Source organism: Edaphosphingomonas haloaromaticamans, from assembly GCF_001853345.1.
GTDB lineage: Bacteria > Pseudomonadota > Alphaproteobacteria > Sphingomonadales > Sphingomonadaceae > Sphingomonas_E > Sphingomonas_E fennica.
The window spans coordinates 383,717-398,053 of sequence record NZ_MIPT01000001.1 but is presented as its reverse complement, the minus strand read 5'-3'; the positions used below and the strand labels follow the sequence as shown (position 1 = coordinate 398,053).

The window sequence follows — 14,337 nt, the reverse complement described above, 5'->3', positions numbered from 1 at the left end:
TCGATTCCCTATATGCTCGACATGGCTAGCGAACCCGAGAACACCCCTTCCCCCAACGATTATGGCGCCGATTCGATCAAGGTCCTGAAGGGCCTCGATGCCGTGCGCAAGCGGCCCGGCATGTATATCGGCGATACCGATGACGGTTCGGGCCTGCACCATATGGTGTTCGAGGTTTCGGACAATGCGATCGACGAGGCGCTGGCCGGGCATTGCGACCTTATCCTGATCACCCTCAACCCCGACGGATCGGTCTCGGTCGAGGATAATGGCCGCGGCATCCCCACCGGCATCCATGCCGAGGAAGGCGTGTCGGCGGCCGAGGTCATCATGACCCAGCTCCATGCCGGCGGTAAGTTCGACAACACGTCGGATTCCAACGCCTACAAGGTTTCGGGCGGCCTCCACGGCGTCGGCGTGTCGGTGGTGAACGCGCTGTCCGATTTCCTCGATCTCACCATCTGGCGCGACGGGGAGGAGCATTATATGCGCTTCCAGCGCGGCGATGCCGTGGCCCCGCTCAAGGTGGTCGGCCCGTCCAACGGGAAGAAGGGCACGCGCGTCACCTTCCTGCCTTCGACGGACACGTTCAAGAACGTCACCGAGTTCGATTTCGACAAGCTGGAGCATCGCTATCGCGAGCTCGCCTTCCTCAATTCCGGCGTGCGGCTATTCCTGATCGATGCCCGCCATGCCGAGAAGAAGGAGGTGGAGCTGTTCTACGAAGGGGGCATCGCCGCCTTCGTGAAATATCTCGATCGCGCCAAGACCCCGCTGATGCCGGAGCCGGTGGCGATCACCGGCCAGCGCGACGATGTCGGCATCGATGTCGCGCTGGAATGGAATGACAGCTATTACGAGCAGGTTCTCTGCTTCACCAACAACATCCCGCAGCGCGACGGCGGCACCCACCTCGCCGCCTTCCGCGCGGCGCTCACCCGCACGCTCAACGCCTATGCCGACAAGTCCGGCCTCCTGAAGAAGGAGAAGGTGACGCTGACGGGCGACGACATGCGCGAGGGCCTTACCGCGATCGTCTCGGTCAAGCTGCCCGATCCGAAGTTCAGCTCGCAGACCAAGGACAAGCTGGTCTCGTCCGAGGTGCGCCAGCCGCTCGAGGCGCTGATGGCGGACAAGCTGGCCGACTGGCTGGAGGAAAATCCCGCCCATGCCCGCGCGATCATCCAGAAGGTGATCGACGCCGCCGCCGCGCGCGAGGCCGCCCGCAAGGCGCGCGAGCTGACCCGGCGCAAGGGCGTGATGGACATCGCCTCGCTGCCCGGCAAGCTTGCCGACTGCCAGGAGCGCGATCCCGCCAAGTCCGAACTGTTCCTGGTCGAGGGTGATTCGGCCGGCGGCTCGGCCAAGCAGGGCCGTGACCGCCATTATCAGGCGATCCTGCCGCTCAAGGGCAAGATCCTGAACGTGGAGCGCGCGCGGTTCGACCGGATGCTGTCGTCCAAGGAAATCGGCACGCTGATCCAGGCGCTCGGCACCGGCATCGGCCGCGACGATTTCAACATCGAGAAGCTGCGCTACCACAAGATCGTCATCATGACGGACGCCGACGTGGACGGCGCCCACATCCGCACGCTGCTGCTCACCTTCTTCTACCGGCAGATGCCGGACATCATCGAGAAGGGGCACCTCTTCATCGCCCAGCCGCCGCTCTACAAGGTGGCCAAGGGCCGGTCCGAGGTCTACCTCAAGGATAATGCCGCGCTCGACGAATATCTGGTCGATGCCGGCATCGGATCGATGGTGCTGGAAACCGCCGGCGGCGCGCGCTCGGGCGAGGATCTGCGCGGGCTGATCGATCATGCCCGCCGCATGCGCACGCTGATGGGCTATGTGCCGCGCCGCTACGATCCCGCGATCGTCGAGGCGCTGGCGCTGACCGGCGCGCTCGATCCCGCCGGTTCGCCGGAAGCCCATGCCGAGGCCGCCGCGCGCGTGGCCGGCTGGCTCGGCCGCGGCGACCCGGAAGCGAGCTGGAGCGGCACCGCCACTTCCGACGGCGGCTATCATCTCGTCCGCCTGTGGCGCGGGGTGAGCGATCACCACGTCATCGACGGCGCCTTCGTCGCCTCGCAGGAAGCGCGCAAGCNCCACACGCTCGCCGCCGAGCAGGCGACGACTTACGCCACCACCGCGCGCATCGTCGCGGTCAAGGCGGCGGAAAAGGCGGCCGAGGCCGAGGAGGGCGACGAGCCCGCGATCGACACGCGCGGCAAGCCGGTGACGCGCCCGTCCGAGCTGCTGGAGGCGATCTTCGCCGCCGGCCGCAAGGGTCTGTCGATCAGCCGCTACAAGGGCCTGGGCGAGATGAATGCCGAGCAGCTCTGGGAAACCACGCTCGATCCGGCCAACCGCTCGATGCTGCAGGTCGAGGTGTCGCAGGCCGACGTGGCCGACGAGATCTTCACCCGCCTGATGGGCGACATCGTCGAGCCGCGCCGCGAATTCATCCAGGAAAACGCCCTCTCCGTCGCCAATCTCGACGTGTGATCGGATCGCCGGCGCGCCCGGCGCTCCGCCGCGGTCAGGATCGCTTCTGGCTGGCGGACGGAGTGTCGGCGGTGCGCTGGCGGAGGCGGCAATTGCGGGCGGCCTCCAGTCCGCGCAGGAAGCCGCGACGGGCATAGCCCGCATCGATCGCGGCATTCAGGCGGCGCTGCGCCGGGGCGGCGCCGGAAACCTCGCGCACCAGGCCGCGAAAGGGAAGGATTCCGTTCACGATCATCTTGCCGCCGGCCTCGGCCAGCTTGGCGGCCTTGTTTTCCTTCGCCACGGTTCCTTCCAGGTCCGGCCCCAGCACCGCATCCAGCTCCGCCAGCGCATGGCCGATCTGGTCGCAGCTCCCCACCCCCTCCATGGCATAGGGATATTGCGCGGCGGCGATCAGCACCGGCGGGATCTTCTTTTCCATGATGCCGACATCCTGCGCCGGCTGGCTGACGATATCGCCGGTCTTGCGGGCGACCGCCTCCACCGGGTCCGGCTCCGGCTGGGAGGCGCGCGCCACCGATGGCGGCTTCGGCGGCGGCGCGACCGGCCGGGGAATGCAGGCGGTGCCCATCAGCGGCAGGAGAAAAAGGGCCAATCCGGATCGGCCCCGAAAACGGTGTGGAATGATATTCCCTCGGCTCGGTTCGATCGGGGTGATTATCACCGGGCCGGGCGCGAAGGCCAGCCTCTCGATGCCCGGCACCCCGGCAGGCGCTTGGAACCGGCCGGCCGCCATGCTCTAGTGCGGGGATGTCACCACGCGCGCACCGCCTGCTATCCGCCCTTCTCGCCGCCGCCGTCATCGCCGCCCCGGTGGCGGCGCAGACCACCTATGACAGCGCCGATCCGTTCATCGGCACCGGCGGCGAAGGCCATACCTTCCCCGGCGCGGTCGCGCCGTTCGGGATGGTCCAGGTCAGCCCGGATACGGACACCGGCTGCGAGATACGCGACTGCTACGGCCATGCCGCCGGCTATCGCCATGGCGATCCGACCATCCAGGGCTTTTCGCAGACCCATTTTTCCGGCGCCGGCCATTCCGATCTCGGCGATTTCCTGCTGATGCCGGTGGCCGGCGACGCGGTGCCGCTGGAGCCGAGTGATCCCGCCAAGCCCAGGTCCGGCTATCGGTCGCGCTTCTCGCATGACCAAGAGGTCGCGCGGCCCGGCTATTATGCGGTCTCGCTCATCGACCACGGCGTGCGGGCGGAGCTTACCGCCGGGCCGCGCGTCGGCGTGCATCGCTATGCCTTTCCGGCCGGCAAGGCGGCGCATGTCGTGCTCGACCTGCGCAGCTCGCTCTACAATTATCCGGGCAAGATCCTCTGGTCGTCGGTCCGCCTCCGCGCCGACGGCACGATCACCGGATCGCGCGAAACGCGCGGCTGGGCGCCGGCGCGCAAGCTGTTCTTCGCCATCCGCCCGAACGTTCCGCTCCAGGGCCACGCCTTCCTCGATCGCGAGGAAAACATCCCCTATCGCGGCTTCCAGGGGCCGGGTCGAGGCCGGGAGGATGTGGCGCAGCTTCAGGGCCGCGCGCTCGTCGCGAGGCTGGATTTCGGCAAGCTGGCCTCGCCGCTCGAGGTAAAGGTCGCCATCTCCAGCGTCGACGAGGATGCGGCGATCGCGAACCTCGAAAGCGAGGCGGGCGATTTCGATGCGATCCGCGCCCGCACCAGGGCGGCGTGGGAACAGGCGCTCGGCGCCGTCGAGATCGATGCCCCCGCGCCGATGAAGCGCATGGTGGCCACCGCGCTCTACCATGCATTGCTGGCGCCGAGCATCTTTTCCGACGCGGACGGCCGCTATCGGGGGCCGGACGATCAGGTCCATCGGGCGGAGGGCTTCACCTTCCATTCCACCTTTTCGCTGTGGGACACGTTCCGCGCCGAACATCCGCTGCTGCTGCTGGTCCAGCCGGAATCGCGGAACCTGGATTTCGTGAAGTCGCTGCTCGCCAGCCAGCAGGCGAGCCCCTTCGGCCTGCTGCCCGTGTGGCAGTTCCACGGGCGCGAGACCTGGACGATGATCGGCTATCATGCCGTGCCCGTCATCGCCGACGCCTATCTGAAGGGATTGCGCGGCTTCGATGCCGATGCCGCGCTCGACGCCATGGTCCGGAGCGCCAGCTACGGCCCATATGGCGGGCTGGACGATTATATGAAGCTGGGCTTCGTGCCGATCGACCGCGAGCCGGAGGCCGCGTCCAAGACGGTCGAATATGCCTATGACGACTGGACCATCGCCCGCATGGCCGGGGCGATGGGCCGGGCCGACATCGCCCAGCGGTTCGAACGCCGCGCCGGCAACTGGCGCAACAGCTTCGACGCGCAGAGCGGCTTCCTGCGCGCGCGCAAGGCCGACGGCAGCTTCCGCACGCCCTTCGATCCCACCGCCATCAACTATGGCAGCGACTATACCGAGGGAAATGCCTGGCAATATAGCTGGTTCGTGCCCCAGGATCAGGCGGCGATGTTCGCGCTGCTCGGCGGCGATGCTGCGGCGGTGGCCAAGCTCGACCGGATGTTCGAATTCGACAATTCGAAGCTCGATTACAGCCATGCCGAGGATATTGCCGGCCTGATCGGCCAATATATCCACGGCAACGAGCCGAGCCACCATGTCGCCTATCTCTACGCCTATGCCGGCCAGCCCTGGCGCACGCAGGAACGGCTGAAGCAGATCGTGGAAAGCCAGTATAAACCCACACCCGACGGGCTTTCAGGCAATGACGATCTCGGCCAGATGTCCGCCTGGCTGGTCTTCACCGCGCTGGGCTTCTACCCGGTGGCGCCGGGATCGAACGAATATGTGATCGGCCGCCCCTTCGTCGACCGGGCGACGCTGGCCCTGCCCAACGGCAACCGGCTGCTGATCGTCGCGGAAGGCCTGTCGGATGCGAACCGCTATGTCGGCCGGGTGGCGCTGAACGGCAAGCCGCTGGACCGCGCCTATCTGCGGCATGGCGAGATCATGGCCGGGGGCGAGCTGCGCTTCACCATGCAGCCCGGGCCCGAAAGGACGTGGGGCACGGCGCCCGCCGCCCGGCCTTATTCGATGAGCACCGCCCGGCCCGAAAGATAGCGCGAGGGGCAAGGCGGCACGGGCCGCCACCGATTGCGCGATCGCGGCGGCGGGGGCACCATCATCCCTTCCCTACGGACGGGCGGGGAGGAGGCAGGCATGAAACGCGCATCTTTATGGGCCGCCGGCATTGTCGCGCTTCTTCTGCTCCTCCTGCTGCTGGCCTTCCGGCTCAGCCCGTGGCCGTCCGCCGCCGTCATCACCTACATGTTCTCGCGCGGGGACGATGCGTCGGAGGCCGCGCTCGAAAAGCATGTGCCCGCCGGCATCGTCGCGCGGCGCGACCTCGCCTACGGCCCCGGCCGGGACGAGCGGTTCGACCTCTATCATCCGGCCGGCTCCACGGCGCCGCGCCGCATGATCATCTGGGTGCATGGCGGCGCCTGGATCGCCGGCAGCAAGGATGGCGTCGCCAATTATCTGAAAGTGCTGGCCGGCCACGGCTATGCGACGGTGGCGGTCGAATATTCCACGGGCTTCGGCTCCACCTATCCCAGGCCGGTGGAGCAGGTGAACGCCGCCCTCGGCCATCTCGTGCGCGAAGCCGGCGCGCTCGGTATAGCGCCCGGCCGGATCGTGCTGGCGGGGGATTCCGCCGGCGCGCAGATCGCGGCCCAGATCGCGCTGCTCACCACCGATCCCGCTTATGCCCGCGCGGTCGGCATCGCCCCCGCGCTGCGGCCCGGCCAGCTATCCGCCCTGCTGCTGGTATCCGGCGCCTATGATGTCGGCACCATCAATCTGGAGGGCGACTATGGCTGGTTCCTCAAGACCGTGCTCTGGGCCTATTCGGGCACGAGGAACTTCCTGGAGGACGATCGCTTCCGCCTCGCCTCGATCACGCCCAACGTGACGCCCGCCTTCCCGCGCAGCTTCCTGTCGAGCGGCAATGCCGATCCGCTGGCGCCGCAGGCGGTGGCGCTGGCGGAAAAGCTGCGGAGCATCGGCGTGGAGACGGACACGCTCTTCTTCCCGGCGGACTACCGCCCGCCCCTGCCCCACGAATATCAGTTCAACCTCGATACCGCGGCCGGCAGGCAGGCGCTGGCGGCGATGCTGGCCTTCATCGAGGAGGATGCGCCCGCATCGCCGCCCGCCGCCGCCCCGGGTCAGGCGCCGTAATCGATCCGCACGCGGCCGGCCGCCTCGGCGGCGATGCGGCGGGCGTCCTCGACGCTGCCGGCCCGCGCCAGCGCCACGCCCATCCGCCGGTTCGGGCGCGTCACCGGCTTGGCGAAGATGCGCAGGTCCACCTCGCCGCCCGGCACCGCCAGCGCATCGCCCAACCCTTCGAAGCGGAAATCGCCGGCATCGCGATCGGCCAGGATCACCGCCGAGGCGGACGGGCCGTAGAGCCGTATCTCCGGGATCGGCAGGCCCAATATGGCGCGGGCGTGGAGATCGAACTCGTTGAGGTTCTGGCTGACGAGCGTCACCATGCCGGTATCGTGCGGGCGCGGCGAAAGCTCGGAGAAGATCACCTCCTCGCCCTTCACGAAGAATTCGACGCCGAAGATGCCGTAACCGCCCAGATCGTCCACCACCTTGCGCGCCATATCCTCGGCGGCGGCCAGCGCCGCCCTGGACATGGGCGTCGGCTGCCAGGATTCCTGATAGTCGCCGCGTTCCTGCCGATGGCCGATCGGCGGGCAGAAATGCACGCCGTCGCGCGCCCGCACCGTCAGCAGCGTGATCTCATAATCGAAATCGACGAACTCCTCGACGATCACCCTCTTCCGGTCGCCGCGCATGTTGGCGACGGCATAGTCCCAGGCCCGCTCCAGATCGTCCGCCGTCTTCACCGTGCTCTGGCCCTTGCCGGATGACGACATCACCGGCTTGATCACGCAGGGCAGGCCGGTATGGGCGGCGCCCGCCCGCACCTCCTCCAGCGTCTCGGCATAGCGGTAGCGCGACGTGCGCAGGCCAAGCTCGGTCGCCGCCACCTCGCGGATGCGATCGCGGTTCATGGTCATGATCGTGGCGCGGGCGGAGGGCACGATCGTCACGCCCTCGGCCTCCATCTCGGCCAGCACCTCGGTGCGGATCGCCTCGATCTCCGGCACCACAAAATCGGGCCTGTGCCGCTCGATCGCCGCGCGCAGCAGGTCCGCATCCAGCATCGAGAATATCTCGAACCCGTCAGCCACCTGCATCGCCGGCGCGCCCGCATAGCTGTCGCAGGCGATGACATGGCAGCCGAGCCGCTTGGCGGAGATCACGAACTCCCGGCCAAGCTCGCCCGAACCGAGCAACAGGATCCTTGCGGTGAATGTCATGCCATGCCTTCCGGGGCCGATCGCGGCCAGCGCTGTTTGCCGATACCGCCCGATGCCGTCCCGGCGGCGGTCCCGTCAATCACGGTTTTGCGCCGCGCCAGCCCTCAGCAGGCGACCACGTTCACCGCCAGCCCGCCGAGGCTGGTTTCCTTATACTGCGATTTCATGTCCTCGCCGGTCTGGCGCATCGTCTCGATCACCGCATCCAGGCTCACGACATGGCCGCCGTCGCCGTGCAGCGCCAGATAGGCGGCGTTGATCGCCTTGATCGCGCCCATCGTGTTGCGTTCGATGCAGGGGATCTGCACCAGCCCGCCGATCGGATCGCAGGTGAGGCCCAGATTATGCTCCATGCCGATCTCGGCGGCATTCTCGATCTGGGCGTTGCTGCCGCCCAGCGCCGCCGCCAGGCCCGCCGCCGCCATCGAGCAGGCGACGCCGACTTCGCCCTGGCACCCCATCTCTGCCGCCGATATCGACGCGCGCTTCTTGTAGAGAAAGCCGATGGCGGCGGCGGTGTAGAGGAACAGCCGCGATCCGGCCGGTCCGCCGCCATGGACGAAGGTTTCGTAATAGCGCAGCACCGCCGGGATCACGCCCGCAGCCCCATTGGTGGGCGCGGTGACGACGCGGCCGCCGGCCGCATTCTCCTCGTTCACCGCCAGCGCCCACAGGCTGACCCATTCGAACACCGCCGAAGGATCGGATCGCGGGCCGCGCGCCAGCAGCGAATCGTGCATCGCCCGCGCGCGGCGCTTCACCCGCAATCCGCCGGGAAGCTCGCCCTCACCCTTCAGCCCGCGTTCGATGCAGGCGAACATGGTGGCGCGCACCCGATCGAGGAAGGCGTCCGTCTCCGCCTCGTCGCGCCAGGCGGCCTCGTTGCGGCGCACGGCATCCGCCAGCGTCATCCCGCCCGCCTCGCACATCGCCAGCAGCTCGGCCGCGGATTCGAAGGGATGCGGCTCGACCACGTTCACGCGCGGCGGCTCCACGCCCGCCTCGCGGATCGCGCCCCCGCCCACCGAAAGGAAGCGCCGCTCGATCCGGCTGCCATCCTCCAGCACCGCTTCGAACACCATGCCGTTGGGATGTTCGGGCAGGAAGGTCTCGGAAAAGCGCAGGTCGCGATCCTCGGCGAAGGCGATGCTCGGCCCGCCGCCCAGCGGCAGCCGCCCTTCGGCACGAATCGCCGCGATCAGGCCGGGCGCGGCATCGGGATCGATGTCGTCCGGTTCCCATCCCGCCAGCCCCAGCAGCACCGCCGTATCGGTGGCATGGCCCCGCCCGGTGAGCGCCAGCGATCCGTGCAGCGTGCAGCGCACCCGCGCCACCGGCTGCCCGCTTTCGACAAGCCCGCGCGCGAAGCGGCAGGCGGCGCGCATCGGCCCCACCGTGTGCGAACTGGACGGGCCGATGCCGAGGATGAAAAGTTCCGTGACGCTCATTACCGCTGGCAGATCGAGGAAGGGATGGACGTCCTCAACCGGTCGGCCCTGCGACCGGCTGGCCCAGAAGGAAGCGCCAGTCGCCGAGATAGGCCGGCGCGCCCGCAGCATCAAGCGGCGTGGTGAAATCGCTGGAGACGCTGCCGTGCGCACTGCCCTTGCCGCGCGGCGGCAGCGCCAGCACATGGACATGCGCCGCCGGCACCCGGAGCGCGCGATAGGCCTTCAATATGTTGCGCGCCTGCGGCTCGGCGGCGTGCAGCACGGCGAACCAGCGGTCGGGCGGCGTGGCGCTTTCCGGCGCGGAAACCCACGGCGCGACCACGCGCTGGTCGGTGCCGTCCACCATGGCGTGATAATAGTCCCACGGGCTCGAGAAGAGCGCGACGCGCGCCACCTCATGCCGCTTGGCGATGAAGGCGGCGATGCCGGCGCCCTGCGAATGGCCCGAAACCGCGATGCGCGACCATAAGGGCGCGCCCTGGGCGTCGAGATAGGTCTCCCAGCCCTCGTCCGGATGATGCGCCGCCAGCCATTTGAGCGTGGCGACGAGGCGGCTGACCACCGTCTCGGCCGGCAGGTCGTCGATATCGTCGGACACCGGCTCGCCGAAGATGCGCTTCGCCCTGAGCCGCCCCGCGCAGGTCGGATCGGGATCGTGGCTGCACGCCTCGGCCGTGGCGGGCATGTCGTCATACATCAGCCCGATGGCGCGATAGCCCTGGTCGGCCGCCGCGCTCAGCAGCCATTTGGAATGATCGGGCGCGCCGCCGGTGCCGGGCAGGAAGAGGAAGAGCGGCGATTGCGCGGTGGCGATATCGCGCCGGAACAACGCGATATTGTGCCGCAGATAGCGCCGCACCGCCGGATCGGCCTCGGCCGGCGCGACATAATGGACGGTGCGGCGCGGGTCCGGCACCCAGTTGCGCTCGAGCTGCTGGGCGGTCGAGGGCCGCTGCAGGCCGAGATATTCGTCGCTGGTGGCGGTGCCCGGCACGGGTTTCGCCCCCGCGACGGCGGCTGCGAGCCCGATCATCAGGGCCAATGCGCTGGCGGCGGCCCTCATCGGCCCTGCTCCGCCCGCGCCAGCTCCTGCCGCGCCTGTTCCAGATCGGCGAGAAATTCCGGCGACCGATCGAGCCGCGCGACCACCGCCGTCGCCACCACCCGCGCCGCCGCCACGTCGCTCGGGAAATGCATGCCGCAGATCACCCGGCTCTCGCCATAATCCATCGCGCGCTGGAGGATGGCCGGCGCGCGCTCCGGCGCCAGCCTGGCCAGGATCAGCGCCGCCGCCCAGCCATAGGCGCTGTGGCCCGACGGGTAGGAGGTGCGCTTCTTCGCATCGGGGTCCGGCGCCGGCGCCTTCACCTCGCCGCAGACATGGCTGAGCTGCAGCCGCTGATAGGGCCGCGTGCGGCCATGGTCCTTCTTGGCGGCGAACACCGGCCCGCTCACCTGCCGCTCGACCCGGTTGAGCAGCGCCACCAGCGTGGGCGCGCTATCCCGCCGGATCGGCCGGCCGAAGGCTTCGGCAAAGCGGTCGTAAAGCCAGGCGCCATCCTCCTCGGCCACGGCCCGGCGGGCGGCATCCACCTGCTGGCCGCGCATCACCGCCGCGACATCATCGGCATCGGCCAGCGATCCCTCGGCGGGCGGCGGCGGCAGGACGAGGCCCTTGATCGCGACATCGTCGAAATAGGGCTTCACATCCTTATGGCTGATCGCCGGCGCCTCCCATTCGGGGGATGCGGCGCGCGCGGCCGATGCCGCCCCGCCGATCGCCAGCGCGATCAGCAGCGCCCGGCCTGGGGTGGACCGTTTCATGGGCTCTCTCTCCTGCCTGTATCGCCGGGCGCCCGAACCGGATCGGGCGCCCGGTCCGTCATCAGAATTCGGTCTCGACGCCGAACATGAAGGTGCGGCCGCGCACGTCGTAGACCGAATTATAGTTGAGCGCGCTGCCGCTGTCGGTCCCGTCCGGCAGGAAAGGCCCATACTTGTTGAAGATATTGCGGATGTTGCCGAACACGCGCAGCTTCGGATTCTCGCGCGAGGGCGTGAGCTTGAAGCTCAGGTCATGCCGCCAATAGGCGCCGACATGCAGGAACAGCGGATCGGTGATGTCGCTCTCCGCGAAATATTCCTTCATCTCGTTGCTGTCGACGACGGGGCCGAGATAGACGGCCTTCCACTTGATCGAGACCCGCTTGGTCGCCCATTCGATGCTGCCGGTGGCTTCGTCCTTCGACACGCCGACCTCGCCGACATAATCGGCCTTGTCCTCGCCGGCGGCGCCGTCGAACTTGCTCTCCAGCTTAAACCGGTGGGTGTAGCGGATCTGCAGGTTGAGCCTGCCCGGCAGGTTGAAGCGATCGAGATCGAAGCGATAGGCCAAGGCCGCGTCGATGCCCTGCGCGCGCATCTGGTTCAGATTCTCGTCGCGGTTGATGATCTTGGAAAGCTGGCCGTCGGAATCGCGGGTGATCGCATCGCAGAACTTGTTGTCGATGCCGTTCGGGTCCGAATAGCATTCGAACAGCAGGCTGCTATTGTCGAGCGACGAGATCGCGCCCTTGATGCGGATGTCGTAATAATCGACGCTCATCTGGAAGCCCGGCAGGAAGGCCGGGGCCAGCACGACGCCCGCCGTCCAGGTGTTCGCCGTCTCCTCATGCAGATCCGGGTTGCCGGCATTCGGGGCGAATACCTCGGTGCCGATCTGGGTGAACTTGCCGTCGGGCGCGGCCGCGATGGCGGCGGCGATGCGCGGATCGGCGCGGCAGTTCTGCGATACCGTGCCCGTCGACGTCGCGGTGACGCCGCGGCACACGTCGATCACGTCGTCATAATCGTCGCGCGCGGGCGAGAACAGCTCGGTCGTGTCCGGCGCGCGCTGGGCGCGGCTGAAGGTGGAACGGAAGTTGAGGCCGCGCACCGGCGCCCACTGCGCGCCCGCCCGGAAGCTCACCGTCGTGCCCACCGTGTCGATATTGTAATCCGCCACGCGCAGCGCGCCGTCCAGGCTCAGCCGGTAGGCAAAGGGCATGTCGCGCAGCAGCGGCACGCCCAGCTCCATATAGGCTTCCTTGGCCTCGATCTTGCCGGTGAAGTCGGGGATGTAGGATGCGCTGCTGAGGCCGGTCTGGGTCAGCGCATCGGTCATGCTGCTGCTCCGGTCGCTCCGCCAGGAGAAGCCGGCCGCCACCTGCACCGGGCCCGCCGGCAGCGAAAAGGGCGATCCGCTGACATAGCCTTCCACCGTATCCTGCCGGTTCTTGGCGAAGAATTCGGAATTGGCGCGGATATAGTCCGCCATTTCCGGCGTGATGGAATTGAGCCCGAACAGGTTGAGCGGCACGCAGCCGGCGGCGCGCGCATCCGCGTTGCGGCACTGGATCGTGCCGTCGGACAGCTTTTCGGCGCTCAGCGCATACTGAACATTCTGCATGTTCAGATAGTTGGTGCGGACCTGATATTGCTCGAACTTGCCGTAGCCGTAGGTCAGCGCCCAATCCCAGTCGCCGAACACCTTGCCTTCCAGGCCCGCCCAGCCGCGATTGGTGGTGCGGCGGTTGTAGCGCTGCTGATTGCCCAGCTCCGGCAGGCGCCGGTAGAATTTGACGCCGCTGCTGGAGGAATCGGCGGCGATCTCCGCCGGGACGAACGGGTTGTTGCGGGCGATCCGCCCCACCTCGAACTCGTCATTCTGGCCGAAGGTGGTGGAATAGCTCACCGTCTCCGGCTCGGCAGTCGAGCGCGTCGTCACCTTGTTGTAGATATAGTCGGCGGTGAACTTCACGTCGTCGGTGATCTGATATTCGACCTTGCCGGCGGCGCTCAGCGACTTGCGCGGCGTGATGAGGGTCTTGCTCAGCCGATCCTCATAGCCGTTCTTGGCGGTCACGAAATTCCGGTGGAGCCCGGTCTCGTCATAATAGAAATCGTTGCTGTTGAAGCGCCCGCCCGGAATGGTGGAGCTGAGGTCGGGACGCGAAAGCGTGTTGTCCTCGAAATCATAGGTCACCGAATCCATCGCCCAGTCGCGATCGGTGGCGGCGAGGCGATATTGCCGCTCATAGGTGACGCCCGCCATCACATAGAGCCGGTCGTCCATCAGATGCTTGCCGACGCCGCCCGAATATTCCACGGAATCGCCGCCGCCGTCATAGGTGGCGGAGCCGACCGCGCGGGCCTTCACGCCATCGAACCGGCTGGTGACGACGTTGACGACGCCCGCGATCGCATCCGATCCGTAGACCGCCGATGCGCCCCCGGTGCTGACGTCCACGCGATCGACGAAATATTGCGGGATGGAGCTGAGGCTCACAGCATTCTTGTTGCCCGCGTTGGAAACGGTGCGGCGTCCGTCGATCAGGGTCAGCGTGCGGTTGGAACCCAGGCCGCGCAGGCTGATCGTGGAAAGCCCGCTCGCCTGGATCGCGCTCTGGTTGTTGGCAAGGCTGTCGGCTTGGTCGATGCCCGGCACGTCGTCCAGCGCCTCGGCGATGTCGGTATAGCCGTCCTCGAGCAGGTCGGTCCGGTCGACCTCGGCCACCGGGATCGGGCTGTCGAAGCTCGAATGCTGCAGGCGCGATCCGGTGACGATGATGTCGCTGGTCAGCCGCGGCTCGGCGGAGGCCGCCGCGCGGGTTTCACCCCGAACCGCCCTCCGGATGATGATGACGCCGCTATGCCCGTTCTGGACCACCAGCCCCGATCCCGAAAGCAGGATGTCGAGCGCGGCCGGCACGGTATAGCGGCCCTTGACCGCCGGAGCCTGCTTGCCGCGCACGTCGGCCGACGCGAAGGTCACCTGCTGGTTCGTGCTCCGCGCGAACGCCCGCAGCGCCGATCCCAGATCCTGCGCCGGAATATCCAGGTCGAAGCCCTGCTGCTGCGCATAGGCCGGCACCGCCTGGCTGAAAATCGCGAGCGCCGCCAGCGCTGCCCCGCCCCGCAAACCCATGATGCGCGAAATCCGAATCCCCATTCGTTCCCCCTGTTTTCGAACGATC

Annotated in this window: 9 protein-coding genes; 3 read left to right on the top strand and 6 right to left on the bottom strand. The window is 67.8% G+C overall.

All coding sequences use genetic code 11. The annotated features are described in order from the left end of the window. The first annotated feature begins 12 nt into the window (after positions 1-12). A complete protein-coding gene (gene gyrB / locus BHE75_RS01830; protein ID WP_438830579.1) occupies positions 13-2,508 on the top strand; it encodes a DNA topoisomerase (ATP-hydrolyzing) subunit B in 2,496 nt (831 codons plus the stop codon). 34 nt (positions 2,509-2,542) lie between these two features. Here the strand turns inward: gyrB and BHE75_RS01825 are convergent, their stop codons facing one another. Then, positions 2,543-3,103, bottom strand: coding sequence for a hypothetical protein (locus BHE75_RS01825; protein WP_015459036.1), 561 nt, complete (start codon positions 3,101-3,103; stop codon positions 2,543-2,545). 155 nt (positions 3,104-3,258) lie between these two features. Here BHE75_RS01825 and BHE75_RS01820 point away from each other — a divergent pair, with 155 nt between their 5' ends. Together BHE75_RS01820 and BHE75_RS01815 are read left to right on the top strand one after the other, a co-directional pair. Next, on the top strand, positions 3,259-5,592 hold the full coding sequence (locus tag BHE75_RS01820; RefSeq protein ID WP_070931998.1) for a GH92 family glycosyl hydrolase: 2,334 nt from the start codon (positions 3,259-3,261) through the stop codon (positions 5,590-5,592). 99 nt (positions 5,593-5,691) lie between these two features. Continuing rightward, positions 5,692-6,714, top strand: coding sequence for an alpha/beta hydrolase (locus BHE75_RS01815; protein WP_070931996.1), 1,023 nt, complete (start codon positions 5,692-5,694; stop codon positions 6,712-6,714). Here BHE75_RS01815 and purT read toward each other — a convergent pair. The 5 genes from purT to BHE75_RS01790 form a co-directional block, all read right to left on the bottom strand. Beyond that, the gene (purT, locus tag BHE75_RS01810) at positions 6,702-7,871 is read right to left on the bottom strand and encodes a formate-dependent phosphoribosylglycinamide formyltransferase (RefSeq protein WP_070931994.1); all 1,170 of its coding nucleotides are present in this window, start codon (positions 7,869-7,871) and stop codon (positions 6,702-6,704) included. The genes BHE75_RS01815 and purT overlap by 13 nt on opposite strands. A 104-nt stretch (positions 7,872-7,975) precedes the next feature. Further along, positions 7,976-9,319, bottom strand: coding sequence for an L-serine ammonia-lyase (locus BHE75_RS01805; protein ID WP_070931992.1), 1,344 nt, complete (start codon positions 9,317-9,319; stop codon positions 7,976-7,978). A 34-nt stretch (positions 9,320-9,353) separates the two neighbouring features. Further along, positions 9,354-10,385 carry a BPSS1187 family protein gene (locus BHE75_RS01800; protein WP_139181605.1) on the bottom strand — a complete coding sequence of 344 codons (1,032 nt, stop codon included), beginning with the start codon at positions 10,383-10,385 and terminating at the stop codon, positions 9,354-9,356. Beyond that, on the bottom strand, positions 10,382-11,146 hold the full coding sequence (locus BHE75_RS01795; protein WP_070931988.1) for a phosphatase PAP2 family protein: 765 nt from the start codon (positions 11,144-11,146) through the stop codon (positions 10,382-10,384). Before BHE75_RS01795 ends, BHE75_RS01800 begins: the two co-directional genes overlap by 4 nt. Before the next feature lie 61 nt (positions 11,147-11,207). Then, the gene (locus BHE75_RS01790; protein WP_070931986.1) at positions 11,208-14,312 is read right to left on the bottom strand and encodes a TonB-dependent receptor; all 3,105 of its coding nucleotides are present in this window, start codon (positions 14,310-14,312) and stop codon (positions 11,208-11,210) included. Between the last annotated feature and the right edge of the window lie 25 nt (positions 14,313-14,337).

Excerpts from the sequence above, each read along its gene's own strand:
- BHE75_RS01795 (WP_070931988.1), bottom strand. The coding sequence starts at position 11,146 with ATGAAACGGTCCACCCCAGGCCGGGCGCTGCTGATCGCGCTGGCGATC.
- BHE75_RS01820 (WP_070931998.1), top strand. The coding sequence starts at position 3,259 with ATGTCACCACGCGCGCACCGCCTGCTATCCGCCCTTCTCGCCGCCGCC.
- BHE75_RS01815 (WP_070931996.1), top strand. The coding sequence starts at position 5,692 with ATGAAACGCGCATCTTTATGGGCCGCCGGCATTGTCGCGCTTCTTCTG.
- BHE75_RS01805 (WP_070931992.1), bottom strand. The coding sequence starts at position 9,319 with ATGAGCGTCACGGAACTTTTCATCCTCGGCATCGGCCCGTCCAGTTCG.
- BHE75_RS01790 (WP_070931986.1), bottom strand. The coding sequence starts at position 14,312 with ATGGGGATTCGGATTTCGCGCATCATGGGTTTGCGGGGCGGGGCAGCG.
- purT (WP_070931994.1), bottom strand. The coding sequence starts at position 7,871 with ATGACATTCACCGCAAGGATCCTGTTGCTCGGTTCGGGCGAGCTTGGC.
- BHE75_RS01800 (WP_139181605.1), bottom strand. The coding sequence starts at position 10,385 with ATGAGGGCCGCCGCCAGCGCATTGGCCCTGATGATCGGGCTCGCAGCC.